The organism is Rossellomorea aquimaris (assembly GCF_001877785.1).
GTDB lineage: Bacteria > Bacillota > Bacilli > Bacillales > Bacillaceae_B > Rossellomorea > Rossellomorea aquimaris_A.
In genome coordinates this window covers 78,854-94,951 of the sequence record NZ_MINN01000011.1, presented here as the reverse complement: position 1 = coordinate 94,951, position 16,098 = coordinate 78,854, and the positions used below count along the sequence as shown (strand labels likewise).

The following is a 16,098-nucleotide window of genomic DNA, read 5'->3' as shown; positions in this document are numbered from 1 at the left end:
GCAGGATGTTAAAGGATCAAATTGCAATCATAACAGGAGCTTCAAGAGGGATAGGACGCGAAATCGCGCAGCAGTTTTCAAAAGAAAATACGAAGCTCTCGCTTGTAGGAAGTTCCGAAGAGATACATAAAACAGCTGGGGAGCTTAAGGAAAACGGTTTTGAACATGTGATATCCATTCAAGCGGATGTGTCGAAAGAAGACGATGTAAAAAAAATCGTCGATGAAACTATTTCTGCATACGGAAGAATTGATATTTTAGTCAATAACGCAGGCGTCGGGTTCTTCAAACCGACTGAAGAAGTGACTGCAGCTGAATGGAAAAACATTTTTGATGTGAACGTACAGGGTGTGTTTCTTTGCTCAAAAGCTGTACTGCCGCATATGAAGGAACAAAAATTCGGAACAATCATTACGATCTCTTCCGATGTTGCCCGCTATACCATCCCAAATGGTTCTGCCTATGTGGCCACTAAATATGCAGTACAGGGCTTCTGCGGTTCCCTTGCCCAGGAAGTGAGGGAATATGGAATCAGGGTCGGAACGATCAATCCGGGAATGGTCGATACGTACTTTGCAGACTCAAAACAGGGACTGCCGGAGAAAGAAGACTGGCTGAAGGTGGAGGACATTGCTAAATCTGTCATTTATATGGCTTCGGCACCGAAGCATATGCTGATCGATGAAATCAAGATTCATCCGTTTGCACAGGAATATCCAATAGCGTAACGATGAAAAGAGGGAGAGCGGATGCTCCCCTCTTTTTTGTCATGCAGCGGGAAATTTCGAATTTGGCAGAACGGACGACAAAAACAGCTATTTGGCTGATAAAATGAAAAACGGACGACTTTCCTCTATCCGGTAAAAGTCGGGGGACAGGTACCTTGACCTAAAGAGTTATGTGGTGGTGCTGTGCCTTAGCAGATTAGAATGATTATCAAAGGATCATATAATTGGAAAATGGATCATATTTTTCTGGAATGGATCATAAATCCTGAATCAGACGCGTATTTTTTGTCGAATGGATCATAAATTCCTGAAATGGATCATAAATGGTTACGGTCATCACGTTCATTCGATAAAAGCCTGGCAGCGACCATTAAAATATGAGCATTAAGATAGAAAACGGACGAAAACGGAGAAATTTTGTCAGTAAACGAGATAAATGCATCTGAAAAGGGCAGATACCGGTGATCGGGGACCTGCTCAATTTCATTTTGTCTTTAACCTAATTCGAAATGGGTCAGTGTACCTGTCCCCATGGGTCTCTCCTCATCACCCATGTCTGGGTCAAGGGACCTGTCCCCATGGCTCAAGCCAACATCCATAAACTCAAAAAACAGTCAAAACAGGAACGAACGGATGTTTTCAGTCAAAAGTCCGAGAAAAAATCATTCTTTCTTAGAATATCGCATTCCGGACAAAGCTGTATAATGATAGTAAGAGACAAGAGAGGACGATGCAGGGATGAATGAGGAGGCACTTTCAAACATCGAGCTTTTGAAAGAAATTGCCGAGTTCTTGAATAATGAAACGGAGCAGTGTGATATGCTCCACGGGGCACTGAAAAAATTGATCAAAGGCACCAGTTTTACGACGGGGTGGATCTTTTTTATAGAGGAAGGCGGGAAGCATCAGCTTGCTTCTTATGAAGATCTTCCGGAATCGCTTGAGCATAATGGCTGCGAACTGATGCACAATGGCGGATGCTGGTGTGTCAATCGATTCCGTAATGGGAAGCTTACAAAAGCTTCGAATATCATTGAATGTCAAAGGATTGAAAAAGCCATCGACGAAAAAAGGGGGGAAACCGACGGTATCACGTATCACGCAACCGTCCCGCTTCAGTCAGGCGATGAATCTTACGGATTGCTGAATGTTGCGGCACCGAATAAAACCCATTTTTCCAAGGATGAATTGGCCTTACTGGAATCCGTCGCTTTTCAAATAGGGTCGGCGATCAAGCGGATCGCCCTGACAAAAAAAGAACAGGAAATTGCGCTTCTTGCCGAGCGGAACAGGCTGGCCAGGGATCTTCATGATTCCGTCAATCAGTTATTATTCTCCCTTACACTTACGGCAAGAGGCGGGGTGGAAATGACCTCCGATGAACAAGTGAAGGAAACGTTTAAAACCGTCCAGACCCTTGCGCAGGAGGCATTATCGGAGATGCGGGCCCTGATCTGGCAGCTTCGTCCGCACGGTCTTGAAAACGGGCTGGTGGAAGCAGTAAAAGGATATTCCGACATGCTTGGATTGACACTTGAAACAAAAGTGGAAGGGGTCATTTCCTTAAGTTCCAAAGTGGAAGAAGTCCTCTGGAGGGTCAGTCAGGAGGCGCTGAATAATTGTAAAAAGCATTCAGGCGTAAAAAGTATCCGCTATCTTCTGAAGAACGACGGTAAAGGAATCTCCCTCATGATCCAGGATAAAGGGGACGGTTTTCAGTACGATGATGCACAGCCGCTCCCTTCCATTGGGATTGAAAGCATGAAGGAACGGGTGAAAAGCCTGGGGGGGACGTTCCACCTGGAGAGTGCCCTCAGGAAAGGTACAAAATTGACGGTGAAAATTCCGTATTAGGAGGACCGGGTATGACGATTCGGATTTTGATTGCAGATGATCATCATGTAGTGAGAAGGGGACTAGTCTTCTTTTTAAAAACCCAAAAGGATATAGAAATCGCAGGGGAAGCAAAAAATGGCGCTGAAGCCGTTCAATTGGCAGACAGTCTGAGGCCTGATCTGATTTTGATGGATCTTATGATGCCTGTCATGGATGGGATTGAAGCAACGAAGGAAATCAAAAAGAAGCATGGAAATGACATCCAGATCCTGATGCTTACCAGTTTTTCCGATCAGAATCATGTGATCCCTGCAATCGAGGCAGGTGCTGCCGGATATCAATTAAAGGATATTGAACCTGATGAGCTCGTCGAAAGTATCCGGAAACTGTTGTCAGGGGAAAACTCCCTCCACCCGAAAGCAACCAATCATTTGCTCACAAGGATTTCGAAACAGGATCCCCCTCATAAAATCCATGCTCTTACAAAAAGGGAAAAAGATGTTTTGGCCGAGTTGACGAAGGGGAAAAGTAATAAGGAAATTGCTTCAAGCCTGTTCATTACGGAAAAAACAGTAAAGACCCACATTTCCAACATATTTTCGAAGCTTGAAGTATCCGATCGAACTCAAGCGGCACTTTACGCCGTGAAACATAATCTTGCTTGAAAAGAAAGGACGTATTTATCATGAACATCGTGATCATCAACGGAAGTCCCAGAAAAAAGGGGCGCACCGGAATAGCATCCCGCTATATCGGGAGGACATATGGTGCAGAAGTGATTGATCTCAGTGACGGTACGCTGCCTCTTTATACAGGGGAACCGGGCCAGGCTGAACTTCAATCCGTACAAAACTTGAAGCAAAAAGTGAAAAACGCAGATGCTGTCATTTTAGCTTCCCCGGAATATCACAGCGGCATGAGCGGAGCATTAAAAAACGCCTTGGATTTCCTCAGCAGCGAACAATTTGCTCATAAACCGGTGGCCCTCCTTTCATGTGCAGGAGGAGGGAAAGGCGGGATCAACTGCCTGAATAACCTGAGAATCGTTGCCAGGGGCGTTTATGCAAATGTCATCCCTAAACAGCTGGTCCTCGATCCTCATTGTTTTGATTATGACCATGACGGCCTGCTGGATGATCCGGCAAAACTGGTGGATGATATGGTAAGGGAATTGGGAATTTATGTGAAAGCTGCGGAGGTTGTAAAGTCTGAAACTGCAGCGGAACGATAGGGGTGAAGGAAACCGGCAGCGCCGGTTTCTTTTTTCGTAATATCATAATTCCAGTTCATCTTACAAATACTATAAGCTGATTCAGCAATGCTGAATCAGCGCGGTTAGGTGGAATTCTCTTTTACATCTCTGCAAATGTTTCCTGGAGTGGTTGCTCGACACTGAAGGTGTAATTTGCATGTTCAATATATCGCAATAATGTGTAAAGGCTCCGTTCAACAACGGTATAATCCTTTGAAAAGTGATAGGCATGGAGGAATTGTTCGATCCTCTTCGAAAGAAGGTCATCTTTCGTCCTTACCATCAGGATGAGCAGGTTGTCCCATTCTGAGCGGTGTGTGTAGTACAGGGCCCGGTCGTAATCGACTTTATTCACTTTGATATCCCTCCTTCTGAAGGGGGTAATCTTATTGTGTGACGAAATCCGGATTAATTCCGCTGAAAAACTTGGCACTCCCTGCTTCATTGACTTTCCTTCTATTGGGTGAATGAGTTTTGATTTTTTAAATCATCCTAAGAAATGAAAGAAATCTTTAGAGGTGATGATATGAAAAAGTTATTGATGATGCTTGTGCCTGTACTCTTTCTTTTATTTTCAAGCAATGTCGGGGCACAGCAGCCGCAGCCTTCCGATTATGCGAAGTTCGGCCGTATAGCCACGGCAGTCATGAAGGAAGATTATCCGGGACAGCCATTGAAGGACTATCAATACCAAGGGCGTCAAAAAATTGATGAAAAAAGACTTGCCGATTATTTCGAATTCACTGTACAGGAAAACAATCAGGAAAAAACGGTCATCGTGAAGGTGATTCATGACCTGGCTAATGAAAAGACGTTAAATATTGCTGTAGAAGAGAAAAAATGAATGAACAGATGACTGACTCTATCGCGGACCGAGTCAGTTTTTCTATTTAATGGAGTGTTTTCAGCGGTAAGTAAATATAATAGGATAATTCAGGTGTCCGCAGTCAGAATTATTTGTTAAAATGAATGTAATCAAAAAGAAGGGAGCCATCATCCAATGTGATTTGTCTTTTACCTTTACACTAATTGAATAGAAGGAGGAAAAGACATGGCTTCTAAATCTTTTCGGCATCTTTGGGTCGGCCAGGCACTTGCGAATATGGGTGATATCTTATACATCGTGGCATTGATCTCCCTTATTCATAAGATGACCGGGTCGCCTATGTTTCTGACTGCGGTTCCGCTTATCATCACGTTTTCCAGATTCATCAGCAGTGTGGCGGCTCCGCTTTTAATGAACCGGACACAAATGAAGTCCTTGATTGCGTATTCGCAGCTGATGAAGACGGTGCTGCTCATTCTTTTTTTGCTAGGCATTTTATTTTCCCTCGGCAATGTGTGGGTATATATGGGGATTGCAAGCATGATTTCCTTTTTGGACGGCTGGACACTTCCCGCAAGGAACGCCTATGTCCCATTCATTGTTAAACGCGAAGAATTGATGGGGGCCAATGGGTTTTTATCGACTGTTGATCAATCCATTCAGTTTTCCAGCTGGGCTGTCGGCGGGCTCTTGTTAACCCTTTTGAATGAAAGCATTCTGTTCGTGCTGGTCAGTTTGCTGTTTCTGGTCAGTACACTTTATATGTTGAAGCTGCCCGTCATCCCGGCTACACTTCACCAAAAGAAATATTGGTGGAAGCAAATCGGGGAAGGCTGGTCTGAGGTGATAAGGAACGGCCGGCTAAGGAATATCTTTTTCATTTACGGATTGGAATCAGCAGCAGGAACGGTATGGATTGCTGCAGTTCTTTATCTGTATGTGGACCTTGTCCTCAATCGTGATGAAGCTTGGTGGGGGTACATCAACAGCAGCTTTTTTGTGGGCCTTGTGATTGCATCATATCTCGTGTTTAAATTTCACGGCTTGTTTTCACGGAGGAGATCTGTCTGGCTGCCTTTATGCATGGTCATGACCTCGCTGGTCACGCTCATCTTCGCCTGGAACCAGTCTGCCTTGTTTGCACTGATCCTGTCGGTGATCTTCGGTGCATTCGATCAAGTGAAAACCATCATCCTGCAAACCTGCTTGCAGGAAACTGTGTCCCATGAGGAAATAGGAAAAGTTTATGCTGCACAAGGTGCATTGACGACACTAATATTCGGTCTTTCATCCATGGGAGTCGGATTGCTCCTTGAGATCACGACCGTTCAAATCATTTTTACCTTCTCGGCACTCCTGCTTATGATTACCCTGATTCCGATAGTATTTCTAAAAAAAGCATAAATCAGGAGAGGGCTGCGTTCGTTCTTAAAAACGGATGCAGTCTTTTTTTGTATTGTGATTTTAAAGGGGTTAGATGTACAAGGTGAAGACTCCTGCATGAATCACCATCCCCTCTCATACATTGTGATAAGAGTAAAAAGAGGGGGATGACCATGAACCTAGAGGAACAAAAACAATTGCAGAACGCAATTGGCGAAATAACCGAAATAGCTGCCGGATTCGGACTCGACTTTTATCCGATGAGATATGAAATCTGTCCAGCTGACATCATTTATACATTTGGTGCGTACGGAATGCCGACCCGCTTCTCCCATTGGAGCTTCGGAAAGCAATTTCATAAAATGAAGCTTCAATACGATCTCGGACTCAGTAAAATTTATGAATTGGTCATCAATTCAGATCCATGTTACGCATTCCTGCTTGATTCAAACTCATTGATTCAGAACAAGTTGATCGTTGCCCATGTACTCGCACATTGTGACTTCTTTAAAAACAATGTGAGATTTCAGAATACAAAACGCGATATGGTCGAAAGCATGTCGGCGACAGCCGAACGTGTAAGAAAATATGAAATCGAACATGGCAAACAGGAAGTGGAAAACTTCCTCGATGCCGTCCTTGCCATTGATGAACATATCGATCCTTCCCTTATGAGACCCACGCTTTCATGGACGATGGATGATGTCGAATGGGTGGAAGAAGAAGTGAATCCGGTCACACCTTATGATGACCTGTGGTCGCTTGATGAGAAACCGAAAAAGCGTCAAACCAAAAAAGTGAAAAAGAAGTTTCCGCCACAGCCGGAGAAGGATATTCTACTTTTCATCGAACAATACAGCCGGGAACTGTCGGATTGGCAAAGGGATATCCTGACGATGATGAGAGAGGAGATGCTCTATTTCTGGCCTCAGCTGGAAACGAAAATTATGAATGAAGGCTGGGCTTCATATTGGCATCAGCGGATCATCCGTGAAATGGACCTGACCAGCGGAGAGGCGATTGAATTCGCCAAGCTGAATGCAGGGGTGGTACAGCCATCGCGGACGGGAATAAATCCATATTACCTGGGATTGAAGATTTTTGAAGATATCGAAGATCGTTATGATAATCCTACAGAGGAAATGATAAAACGGGGTGTGAAACCAGGATCCGGGCGGGATAAAATGTTCGAAGTGAGGGAAATCGAATCGGATATTTCCTTTTTACGAAATTATTTAACGAAAGATCTTGTGATGAGGGAAGATATGTATCTATTCCAGAAGCAGGGTAAGGATTATAAGATCGTGGATAAAGAATGGACCGCGGTGAGGGATCAGCTTGTAAGCATGCGGGTAAACGGTGGTTTTCCGTATATTACCGTGACCGACGGTGATTACATGAAGAGCGGGGAACTTTATCTTAAACACTGGTTCGAAGATGTTGAGCTTGATATCAAATATTTGGAAAAAGTGCTTCCCTATATCCACCGCCTCTGGGGCAGACCCGTCCATATCGAAACTCATGTGGAGAACCGGGATATGCTGTTCACTTATGACGGAAGGAGCGTTCAGAGGAAATATCTCTGAGCCAAAAATGAAAACCGATTCCTCCCCCGGGAATCGGTTTTTTCGGTTCTAAATCAAGTGGACAGCCCTATATATAGTAGTAAACCATTTCTGGTTGAGGGGGAATCGATATGGCAGACGTGGAAGTATTCATTGGGGATTTATCTGATGGAGCGTTCCATTATGAAGGCGGGGACTGGAATCACAATTACCCAAAGCGGATAAGTGAATTCTTTCCGAAAGGGTACGAGTTGTTCTTTTCGGTGCTTGATGATATTTACTATAACCGGGTTGAAGGCAGGCAGACTGACTGGGGGAGTCACACGTGCCCGATGTATCCTAATGAAATCTTTGCCCTTCTTGAGGATTACTATAAAAGGGATATGGAGAATTCCAAGGTGCAGGAGCTGTTCGAGTTCGTTAAACAGTTAGATCCTTACCGGCAATATGGTTTGGTGGCATGTGAAATGACATAGATTAAAAAAGAACAGGTCATGACCTGTTCTTTTTCGTTACCCTGCCTTTCTGCGGAGGGATTCATGAAACTTTTTGTCCAGGACGGAAGTGAAGGAGAGAAATGTTTTCTGGAAAATGGGACTCTGGATGAATGTATAGATGAATGTAAAAATAAAAACAGGACCTCCGAGCAGCAGTCCGATAATCAAGACCGAGCATTCGCATAGAATCCGCACTGTACTGATCGAGAAACCGGTCCTGTCTGAAATGGTCAGCATGAACCCATCTCTCGGTCCCGTCCCTAACTGGGCTGCTGAATATAATCCTCCGCCGATCCCCATCAGCACTATTGCTGAAATGAGCAAGAAAACATCCACGGCTGCATTTGTCTGGGGAGGGAGCAGATTGAAATGGAGGAAAAAATCCACAAGCACTCCCACCATGACTCCATTGATGATCGTTCCGAGCCGGACGTACTTTCCTTTTAAGAGAAGGGTGCCGAGAATCATGGCAGCACCGATGATGATATTCCATGACCCGATTGTAAGGCCGATTTTTTCGAACAGGGCGATATTCAATACATCCCAGGGGTGGATCCCTAAGTATTGCACTTTGATTGACATACTGATGCCGTAGCTGAAAATGAGCAATCCAATGATAAAATAACCCAATTGCCAATAAATTTTCATAGCTTCTCCTTTTCATTAGAACAATCTCACTATACAATATTTTACACCTGAATCAATTATGTAGAAACAGTCAGTTTTCACTGTTTATCACAACTGAAAAATTAATTAAAGGCGAGCATTTTAGTGCAGCCTGTAATCACCGCTATTGATTTCCGTGCAAGACTGCGCTTTCCGCGGGTAGCCCGTGAGCCTCCCTCGTCACTGTGTTCCTGCGGGAAGAAAAGCGGAAGGGTTTTGTTTAGAGGCGGATGGCATAAGGCGAATCGCCCAAGAAGCCGTTCTTTGCCTTCTTGGGCGAGTTGACCGGCGACCAGCGGTGCGATCCAAATGATCGACCAGCCTAAATAAGCCACTAGCATAAGAAGAATCAAGCAAATAATAATGCCAGTCATAAGTCACCCCGGGAAAAACATTTGTTATATATTCTCTTGTTCGTGACCGGGTTATGTCGCAGCAGGGAAAGAAAAAATTATACACAGTATTTTCACTTGAAATACATCCTCAATGGGTTTATCCTTTAAAAAGGATCATTCTGTACATACGGATCCACGGCAAGTCGGAAAGGAGAAAGATTATGGCTGACGTATTTAATCAGGAGTTCGTTGTTGCGATCATCATAGCCTTTTCTGCTTATATCATTTTAAGAGGCATTGCAATCTTCTTTGGGAAAGCAGGGAAAGGGTATCTGGAGAATATAGAATCACCAAGAAAAGTATTTTTGCAATTAATAGGAGTTTATTATGTCGTTTCCGGCGGATTGGGTCTGATGATCCCGAGACTCGATTGGAAGACGGAGGACATTTATTTCGCCATTGCTTATTTTGCAATCATATCAGTCGTTTTCTGGGCAGGGCTTGATTTCTTCATCAAACGTGATAAGAAAAAGCAGCTTCAGCGCAGCGAGGGTGAAAATGCTCAGGTTTAATGGACCGGGGCATTTTTTTGTTGCTTATTGTAAATGATGGAAATTTACAGTTCGCTGGTTTAACATGATCACTTAACTGGGTATATCTCCGAGTGGAGGGATGAATATGTTACACCAGGAAAGTAAATCAAATCATTTGAGTTCACCTGAAATGAAGAAGGACTTTTATATTCAACAGCTGTTAAGAATCGGCGTTTATAAATACTTTGGCAAACAACTCTATGAACTATCGATGAGTGAACTTCAGGATGTATACATCGAGTATTATGTAAGCAACCATGATCTCATCAGTTAAAAAGACGACCCTTTCGAGAAGGATCGTCTTTTATTATGCTTTATTTTAAAGAACATCATGGCCCATCGAGCTTTGCAGGATGTCAAACCATTGATCATGGTTTAGTTCAAGCCTCATCGAATCGATCGCCCTTTGAATCCGTTCCTTTTTACCTGACCCGACAATCGGCATGATGCGGGCCGGATGGTTCAACAGCCATGCATAAAGGATGGAATCGATTCCTTCAGCACCTGTCTCATCTTGGATTTTTGTGAGAGTTTCACGCAGGCGTACAGCCTTCTCATCAACGCCTGTAAATATGTTCCCTCCTGCAAGCGGGGACCAGGCCATAGGCGCAATCCGTTTTTCCTGGCAAAGGTTCAGGGTGCCGTCTTCGAAGTTCTCCAGATGATAGGCTGAAAGCTCAATCTGGTTGGTCACCAACGGGAATGGCAGGTATGACTGCAGCATATTCCATTGATGTTCTTTGAAATTGGACACTCCGAAATGACGCACTTTCCCTTGATCCTTCAACTGAGTGAAGGCTTCAGCCACTTCTTCTCCATCCATGAACGGGTCAGGACGGTGGATGAGCAGTACATCGATGTAATCGGTACGAAGATTTTTCAGGGACTGCTCCACTGAAGATAAGATATGTCTTTTACTCGTATTGTAGTGATGTGTTTTGTGGTCAGGGCGGTTTTTTGACGGGAGGACGATCCCGCACTTGGTCACAATCTCCATTTGTTCCCTGATAGACGGTTCCAGGGAGAGTGCTTCTCCGAATTTTTCTTCACAAGTGTATGAACCATATATATCCGCATGATCAAATGTCGTAATTCCTTTTTCCAGGTTGAATTGAATCAAGGATAATGTTTCCTCTTTAGTTTGATTCCAATCTGAAAGTCTCCATAATCCATGGATGATCCTCGAAAACGATAATTCCTCATTCATTGTGATTCTTTCCAAGTGTAAAACCCCTTTTCAAGTTGGTGGTATGCAGTTGCTGACGATTTACTATACTAAATTGTATCTTACTATGACGGGGAATGAATTGAAAATGAAAGGTCTTTTATCTCATTGGAACATAGGCAAGGTCCAATTGTTGGAACATCGTAAGAATATAAAGAAAATCACTTCTGAAGGCAGCACGTTCTATTTAAAAGAAAGAAAGGGTACCTCATACTGGGAGCGTAAAGAAGAGTACCGGATCACCCAGTATTTGATCAGGAAAGGGATAAATGTAGAAACGCCAATTTTGAATATCTGCGGGGAACCGTATGTAAAAGAGGATGGAAGTTATTATTCTTTATATGCATCTTTGGAGGGCAATCCGATTCAGGTAAATAAAGAGAATTGCTGCGGACAATTCATCATGCTCGGGAAATATCTTGCAAGATTTCATCTGGCATTGGGTAAATGCCCGTATGAATATAGCACACAAGTATGGGATGTGTTTAATTATTTTAAAAGCTGGCTTTCAGAATCAAAGTCTGAATTGACCGAATGGGCAGAGAAAGTGTACGGAGAGATCTCATCATATGAAGGCACTTATAAATGGCTCCCCTTGCAGCTTGTCCACAGTGATGCACATTTAAGGAATGTTTTATGGATGGGAGATAAAATCCTCGGTTTAGTGGATTTTGAAAGGATCCGGCAAGCTCCCCGTATTGGTGATCTTGCCTATATCATCGCGAGTCTACTGAGGTATAGCGGATCTACAATCGATTTCCATCACTTTCTCAGGAATATTCGGGAGCTGATTAAGGGTTATACATTCAATCTGGGGATCAGTGATGAGGAAGCAGTACTCCTTCCTCATCTGGTTATTCTTATTCTTCTGCAATACACAATGTACTACTCACAACAAGGGTACGTAAAGGCAGCCGTTTTTCATAAAAAGTGCATCGACTATCTGATGCGCTGTAAGGATTATTTTGAAGCAACTACCTGTCATTAAACTTCTGACTGGCCTGAAACATCATTTACCATCATATTTTTTCCGATTATGAGAGAAAATGAAAGCATTGGTCCTGTAAGCAAAAATAAATGAATCCAAGGCTTGCAAGCATTCAGACGGGGGTTAATAACCCAAAAAATGATATGGAAGGTGAAGAACATGGAGCTAAATAGTCAAACTCCCCATTATAATGCCGGAGATGTGGTATATGTCATATACCGTAATCCCCATACCCAGACTGTTGCAAATGTCCAGGAAGCGGCTGTGGTAAAAAATCCTGAAAACCCTGAGGAATTGGCTTTGTTTTTATATGAAACGTACTATCCCTTAACAGATGATTTGGCTGTATACTCTTCTGAAGCAGAAGCAGAACAGGTATACAACCAATCATTTGGAGAGCTTTAGGTGATCCGGCATGGTTAAGCCTTTCATCCCTCAGCTCGTATACTTTGAACCCGGGGCTCTTGAATATCCTCTTGGGAAAGAACTGAAAGAAAAATTCGAAAAAATGGATATCGAAATACGCTATACCACGTCTCATAATCAAGTGAGGAATCTCCCCGGGGACAATCATTTCCAGAAGTACAGGATAGCAAAGTCGACCCTGGTTGTGGGGGTCCGGAAAACATTGAAATTCGATACGTCCAAACCATCCGCGGAATATGCAATTCCTTTCGCAACCGGGTGCATGGGTCATTGTCATTATTGCTATCTGCAGACGACCATGGGCAGCAAACCTTATATCCGTACGTATGTGAACGTGGAGGAAATCCTGGAAGCGGCAGATAAATATATAGCTGAAAGAGCACCCGAGATGACAAGATTTGAAGCAGCATGTACGTCAGATATTGTAGGTGTGGATCATCTTACCCATACTCTTAAACGTGCAATCGAACATTTTGGAGAATCTGAGCATGGGAAGTTAAGATTTGTGACGAAGTTCCATCATGTCGATCATTTACTTGATGCAAAGCATAACGGCAGAACGAGATTCAGGTTCAGCATCAATGCAGATTATGTCATCAAAAATTTCGAACCGGGCACATCCCCTTTGGATAAACGTCTGGAAGCTGCAGGGAAAGTTGCGAGGGCAGGATATCCGCTCGGATTCATTGTCGCCCCTATCTACATCCATGAAGGATGGGAAGAAGGCTACAGGAAGATGTTTGAACATCTGAATCAGCATCTTTCTCAGGAGGCAAAGGAAGATTTGACATTTGAATTCATTCAGCACCGCTTCACCAAACCAGCGAAACGGGTAATCGAAAAAAATTATCCTATGACCAAGCTTGAACTTAATGAAGAAGAACGCCGGTATAAATGGGGTAAGTATGGAATAGGGAAGTATATCTATCAAAAGGATGAAGAACAGGAACTGAAGGACCGCTTGTACTCTTATATGGAGGAATTTTTCCCTAAAGCGCAGCTTGAATATTTTACGTAAACAAAAAAAGGGACTGATGTCATTTAAAATCATGATCATCAGTCCGCTCAATTGAACCCTGGCAGTATCGTGCTGAGACTTTTTACTTTCATGGCTATTTCATCACATATTTCCTGGTATCTTGCCCACTCTTCCAACTTATCACTTGAACGTTTCCGCGGATTCGGGAGATCCCAGCAGATTACTTTATCCTCAAGATCGGAAGGCAGGATGATGTCATCATCAAATTCTGTATCTTGGATCTTTATGATGACAGATGCCTGCTTTAAGCGGGGCATTTCAAATTGGGTGCGTGGCAATGAACTTATATCAATACATAGCTCCTTCATTGCAAGAACCGAGAGTTCCCGATCTGAGGTTTCCAGCCACCCGGCACTTTGGAATGACCAGTCTGGAATAGAAAGTTTCCTTGCCCAGCCCAAGGCTATCAGACTCCGCTGTTGGCTGCTTGAAAGAAAGTATACCGTTTTATTCATAGCGATGTTCCTTTCTGTATTCATGCTGTACCTACTATTTACCCAATAAACCGTAATATAATCAAAACGATTATTGAAAGTTTATGGAAATTGATGACTAGGAAAATCAGATTAACAAATCCCTTATTTTATGTAATGAATCCTTCATTATCTAGTAGAAAAGATTGAAATTATCGAAGAACTAATTTAATTTTTAAATAAATCAGTATAATGGTAAAGGGAAATTTTTTTGGGGATGCTCAGATAAAAATGTGTTAACCTGATGTTTAGGATTTTTAAAAAAGGGTAAACATCTGTAAATTATTTGTGTTATTTTCGCTATTAAGAATTCAATTATATAAGGAGGTTCATCTATGAAATTCAACTTAACAACTAAGATTATCCTTGCCTTGATATTGGGGGCTATTGTGGGACTGGCCCTGAATATATTCGCTAAAGATGTGTTCGATATATTGGACCCTTACCTGTTCACTCCATTAGGAAAGATATTCTTGAATCTGATCAGCATGCTGGTAGTACCGATCGTATTCTTATCCATCGTTCTTGGGTCAGCAGGCCTCGGGGATCCGAAGAAACTTGGAAGGATAGGCTTGAAGACGATTGTTTACTTCTTGGTAACGACATGCATAGCCATCGTCATCGGGCTGACGCTTGCCAATATTATTGATCCTGGAATGGTAGAAGGAATCGACCGCACGCAGGCTGAAGAATTTAAATCTGAGAAGGCTCCGCCGGTCGGGGAGACAATCATGAATATCATTCCTAAAAATCCTATGACGGCAATGACAGAAGGTAATATGCTGCAGATTATTGCATTTGCCCTTTTCATCGGCCTTGGACTCACAGCCCTTGGTGATAAAACAAAAGGTATATTGAAGTTAGTCGAACAAGGTAATGACTTAATGATGTATCTTGTGACATTGGTAATGAAATTTGCCCCGTATGGAACTTTCGGGCTTATTGCTTCGGCCATCGGAAGTCAGGGAATGAGTGCGCTGAAAGCGATGTGGCTGTATTTCGTTGTTGTCTTGGCTGCATTGATCATTCATGCAATCATCACTTACGGAAGCACCGTTCTGCTGCTTGCCAAGAAAAACCCGCTTTGGTTCTTTAAGAATTTCAGTCCTGCAATGAGTGTTGCATTCAGTACTTCCAGCAGTAATGCAACGCTGCCGCTTTCAATGGAAGTGGCCCAGGAGAGATTGAATGTATCCAAACCTGTGAGCTCATTCGTACAGCCTCTGGGGGCTACCATCAATATGGATGGTACCGCCATCATGCAGGGTGTCGCGACCATTTTCATAGCACAGGTATACGGCATCGATCTGACTCTTGAACAATTGGTCACAGTCGTATTGACAGCTGTGCTTGCAAGTATCGGTACTGCAGGGGTTCCGGGAGTCGGTTTGATTTTGCTTGCGATGGTATTAAGTTCTGTGGGACTGCCTGTCGAAGGAATCGGACTGATCCTCGGAATCGACCGCTTGCTTGATATGGCCAGAACGGCAGTTAATATCTCAGGGGATGCAGCATGTGCCCTGTTTGTTTCAGAAAGCGAGAAAAAACGTACCATCAAAGAACAAAGAGGAGACGTTTAATTAAGAAAATCAGGATGGGACAAGTGTTCCAGACTGAGTGAACCCGATCTGTTTTTCCTTTCAACTGGAAAATCAGGTCGGGTTTTTAATTTTAAGCTGCTGGCAGATGATCCGTTCTTTCCGGCGTATGATTGAATTGGGAGACCCATATCCTGTTTGCGTAAAGCTATAGGGTGGTGTAAAATTACACTCAGTTAAGAAAAGCAGGTGTTTAAATGAAGAAGGAAGAAGTCATTACCATCATATCCGATAAATTGAGACTGATTCGAACGGAAGCCGGATATACACAAGATAAAATGGCTAATGTGATCGGCATCTCAAAAAAAACACTCGTACAGATTGAGAAAGGAAGAGTCGATGCAAGCTGGACTGCCGTGATTGCTGTATGCGCCCTATTCAGGGACAGTGAAACATTGGTTACAAGTCTGGGGGGAGAGCCGCTTGAAGTCATTGAGACCCTGGCTCGTGAAGGAATGGACTTCAGGAAAGAGAAAACGCTCGGCGGGAAAGTATGGTGGAAGGAAATCAAGGAAAGTGATGGGTACGTACTCCAGCAAAACCTATTCAGCAAACATTTCAGAATCCTTGATAGAAATCACTACCGGATCTACAGCAGCTTTAACAAGGAAGAAACCGAGAGCAGGTTTAATGAAATAAAAAGGGAGGAAACTTGATTCTCAAGTTTC

Annotated in this window: 20 protein-coding genes; 15 read left to right on the top strand and 5 right to left on the bottom strand. The window is 43.2% G+C overall.

All coding sequences use genetic code 11. The annotated features are described in order from the left end of the window. Window positions 1–5 precede the first annotated feature (5 nt). The 4 genes from BHE18_RS00540 (at window position 6) to BHE18_RS00525 (ending at window position 3,795) form a co-directional block, all read left to right on the top strand. Entirely contained in the window at window positions 6–728 is a 723-nt protein-coding gene (locus BHE18_RS00540) for an SDR family oxidoreductase (RefSeq protein ID WP_071616823.1), read from the top strand. Between the two features lie 738 nt (window positions 729–1,466). After that, window positions 1,467–2,582 carry a GAF domain-containing sensor histidine kinase gene (locus BHE18_RS00535; protein ID WP_071616822.1) on the top strand — a complete coding sequence of 372 codons (1,116 nt, stop codon included), beginning with the start codon at window positions 1,467–1,469 and terminating at the stop codon, window positions 2,580–2,582. 11 nt (window positions 2,583–2,593) lie between these two features. Further along, on the top strand, window positions 2,594–3,229 hold the full coding sequence (locus tag BHE18_RS00530; protein WP_071616821.1) for a response regulator: 636 nt from the start codon (window positions 2,594–2,596) through the stop codon (window positions 3,227–3,229). A gap of 20 nt (window positions 3,230–3,249) precedes the next feature. Beyond that, window positions 3,250–3,795, top strand: a complete 546-nt coding sequence (locus BHE18_RS00525) for an NADPH-dependent FMN reductase (RefSeq protein ID WP_071616820.1) — start codon at window positions 3,250–3,252, stop codon at window positions 3,793–3,795. A 121-nt stretch (window positions 3,796–3,916) separates the two neighbouring features. On the opposite strand, the gene BHE18_RS00520 is transcribed toward BHE18_RS00525, so the two are convergent. Further along, window positions 3,917–4,171 carry a YhdB family protein gene (locus tag BHE18_RS00520; protein ID WP_071616843.1) on the bottom strand — a complete coding sequence of 85 codons (255 nt, stop codon included), beginning with the start codon at window positions 4,169–4,171 and terminating at the stop codon, window positions 3,917–3,919. Window positions 4,172–4,342: 171 nt separating this feature from the next. Here BHE18_RS00520 and BHE18_RS00515 point away from each other — a divergent pair, with 171 nt between their 5' ends. The 4 genes from BHE18_RS00515 to BHE18_RS00500 all read left to right on the top strand — a co-directional run bounded on the left by BHE18_RS00515 (window position 4,343) and on the right by BHE18_RS00500 (window position 8,066). Next, on the top strand, window positions 4,343–4,660 hold the full coding sequence (locus tag BHE18_RS00515) for a DUF3889 domain-containing protein (protein ID WP_071616819.1): 318 nt from the start codon (window positions 4,343–4,345) through the stop codon (window positions 4,658–4,660). A 207-nt stretch (window positions 4,661–4,867) separates the two neighbouring features. Continuing rightward, window positions 4,868–6,046, top strand: a complete 1,179-nt coding sequence (locus BHE18_RS00510) for an MFS transporter (protein ID WP_071616818.1) — start codon at window positions 4,868–4,870, stop codon at window positions 6,044–6,046. Window positions 6,047–6,198: 152 nt separating this feature from the next. Then, window positions 6,199–7,611 (top strand): SpoVR family protein, encoded by a 1,413-nt coding sequence (locus BHE18_RS00505; RefSeq protein ID WP_071616817.1) that lies wholly within the window; start codon window positions 6,199–6,201, stop codon window positions 7,609–7,611. 110 nt (window positions 7,612–7,721) lie between these two features. After that, window positions 7,722–8,066, top strand: a complete 345-nt coding sequence (locus BHE18_RS00500; protein ID WP_071616816.1) for a hypothetical protein — start codon at window positions 7,722–7,724, stop codon at window positions 8,064–8,066. Between the two features lie 36 nt (window positions 8,067–8,102). On the opposite strand, the gene BHE18_RS00495 is transcribed toward BHE18_RS00500, so the two are convergent. Then, complete coding sequence (locus BHE18_RS00495; RefSeq protein ID WP_071616815.1) at window positions 8,103–8,735, bottom strand: YczE/YyaS/YitT family protein; 633 nt, start codon at window positions 8,733–8,735, stop codon at window positions 8,103–8,105. 101 nt (window positions 8,736–8,836) lie between these two features. Continuing rightward, complete coding sequence (locus BHE18_RS00490) at window positions 8,837–9,127, bottom strand: hypothetical protein (protein WP_071616814.1); 291 nt, start codon at window positions 9,125–9,127, stop codon at window positions 8,837–8,839. Window positions 9,128–9,309: 182 nt separating this feature from the next. On the opposite strand from BHE18_RS00490, the gene BHE18_RS00485 reads away from it, so the two are divergent. After that, window positions 9,310–9,660 (top strand): hypothetical protein, encoded by a 351-nt coding sequence (locus tag BHE18_RS00485; protein WP_071616813.1) that lies wholly within the window; start codon window positions 9,310–9,312, stop codon window positions 9,658–9,660. 106 nt (window positions 9,661–9,766) lie between these two features. Then, complete coding sequence (locus BHE18_RS00480; RefSeq protein ID WP_071616812.1) at window positions 9,767–9,955, top strand: Fur-regulated basic protein FbpA; 189 nt, start codon at window positions 9,767–9,769, stop codon at window positions 9,953–9,955. 45 nt (window positions 9,956–10,000) lie between these two features. Here BHE18_RS00480 and BHE18_RS00475 read toward each other — a convergent pair whose 3' ends face one another. Continuing rightward, window positions 10,001–10,903: an aldo/keto reductase gene (locus BHE18_RS00475; protein ID WP_071616811.1), complete on the bottom strand. Its 903-nt coding sequence runs from the start codon at window positions 10,901–10,903 to the stop codon at window positions 10,001–10,003. 34 nt (window positions 10,904–10,937) lie between these two features. Here BHE18_RS00475 and BHE18_RS00470 point away from each other — a divergent pair, with 34 nt between their 5' ends. From BHE18_RS00470 to splB, 3 genes are all read left to right on the top strand, one after another. Then, window positions 10,938–11,894 carry a phosphotransferase enzyme family protein gene (locus BHE18_RS00470; protein WP_071616810.1) on the top strand — a complete coding sequence of 319 codons (957 nt, stop codon included), beginning with the start codon at window positions 10,938–10,940 and terminating at the stop codon, window positions 11,892–11,894. Window positions 11,895–12,053: 159 nt separating this feature from the next. Next, the gene (locus BHE18_RS00465; protein ID WP_071616809.1) at window positions 12,054–12,299 is read left to right on the top strand and encodes a transcriptional regulator SplA domain-containing protein; all 246 of its coding nucleotides are present in this window, start codon (window positions 12,054–12,056) and stop codon (window positions 12,297–12,299) included. 10 nt (window positions 12,300–12,309) lie between these two features. Next, on the top strand, window positions 12,310–13,338 hold the full coding sequence (splB, locus tag BHE18_RS00460) for a spore photoproduct lyase (protein ID WP_071616808.1): 1,029 nt from the start codon (window positions 12,310–12,312) through the stop codon (window positions 13,336–13,338). Between the two features lie 47 nt (window positions 13,339–13,385). Here the strand turns inward: splB and BHE18_RS00455 are convergent, their stop codons facing one another. Next, the gene (locus BHE18_RS00455; RefSeq protein WP_083573554.1) at window positions 13,386–13,838 is read right to left on the bottom strand and encodes a hypothetical protein; all 453 of its coding nucleotides are present in this window, start codon (window positions 13,836–13,838) and stop codon (window positions 13,386–13,388) included. A gap of 329 nt (window positions 13,839–14,167) precedes the next feature. On the opposite strand from BHE18_RS00455, the gene BHE18_RS00450 reads away from it, so the two are divergent. Both BHE18_RS00450 and BHE18_RS00445 read left to right on the top strand, forming a co-directional pair. Next, entirely contained in the window at window positions 14,168–15,412 is a 1,245-nt protein-coding gene (locus BHE18_RS00450; protein WP_071616807.1) for a dicarboxylate/amino acid:cation symporter, read from the top strand. 215 nt (window positions 15,413–15,627) lie between these two features. Continuing rightward, on the top strand, window positions 15,628–16,086 hold the full coding sequence (locus BHE18_RS00445) for a helix-turn-helix transcriptional regulator (protein WP_071616806.1): 459 nt from the start codon (window positions 15,628–15,630) through the stop codon (window positions 16,084–16,086). The last annotated feature ends 12 nt before the right edge of the window (window positions 16,087–16,098 follow it).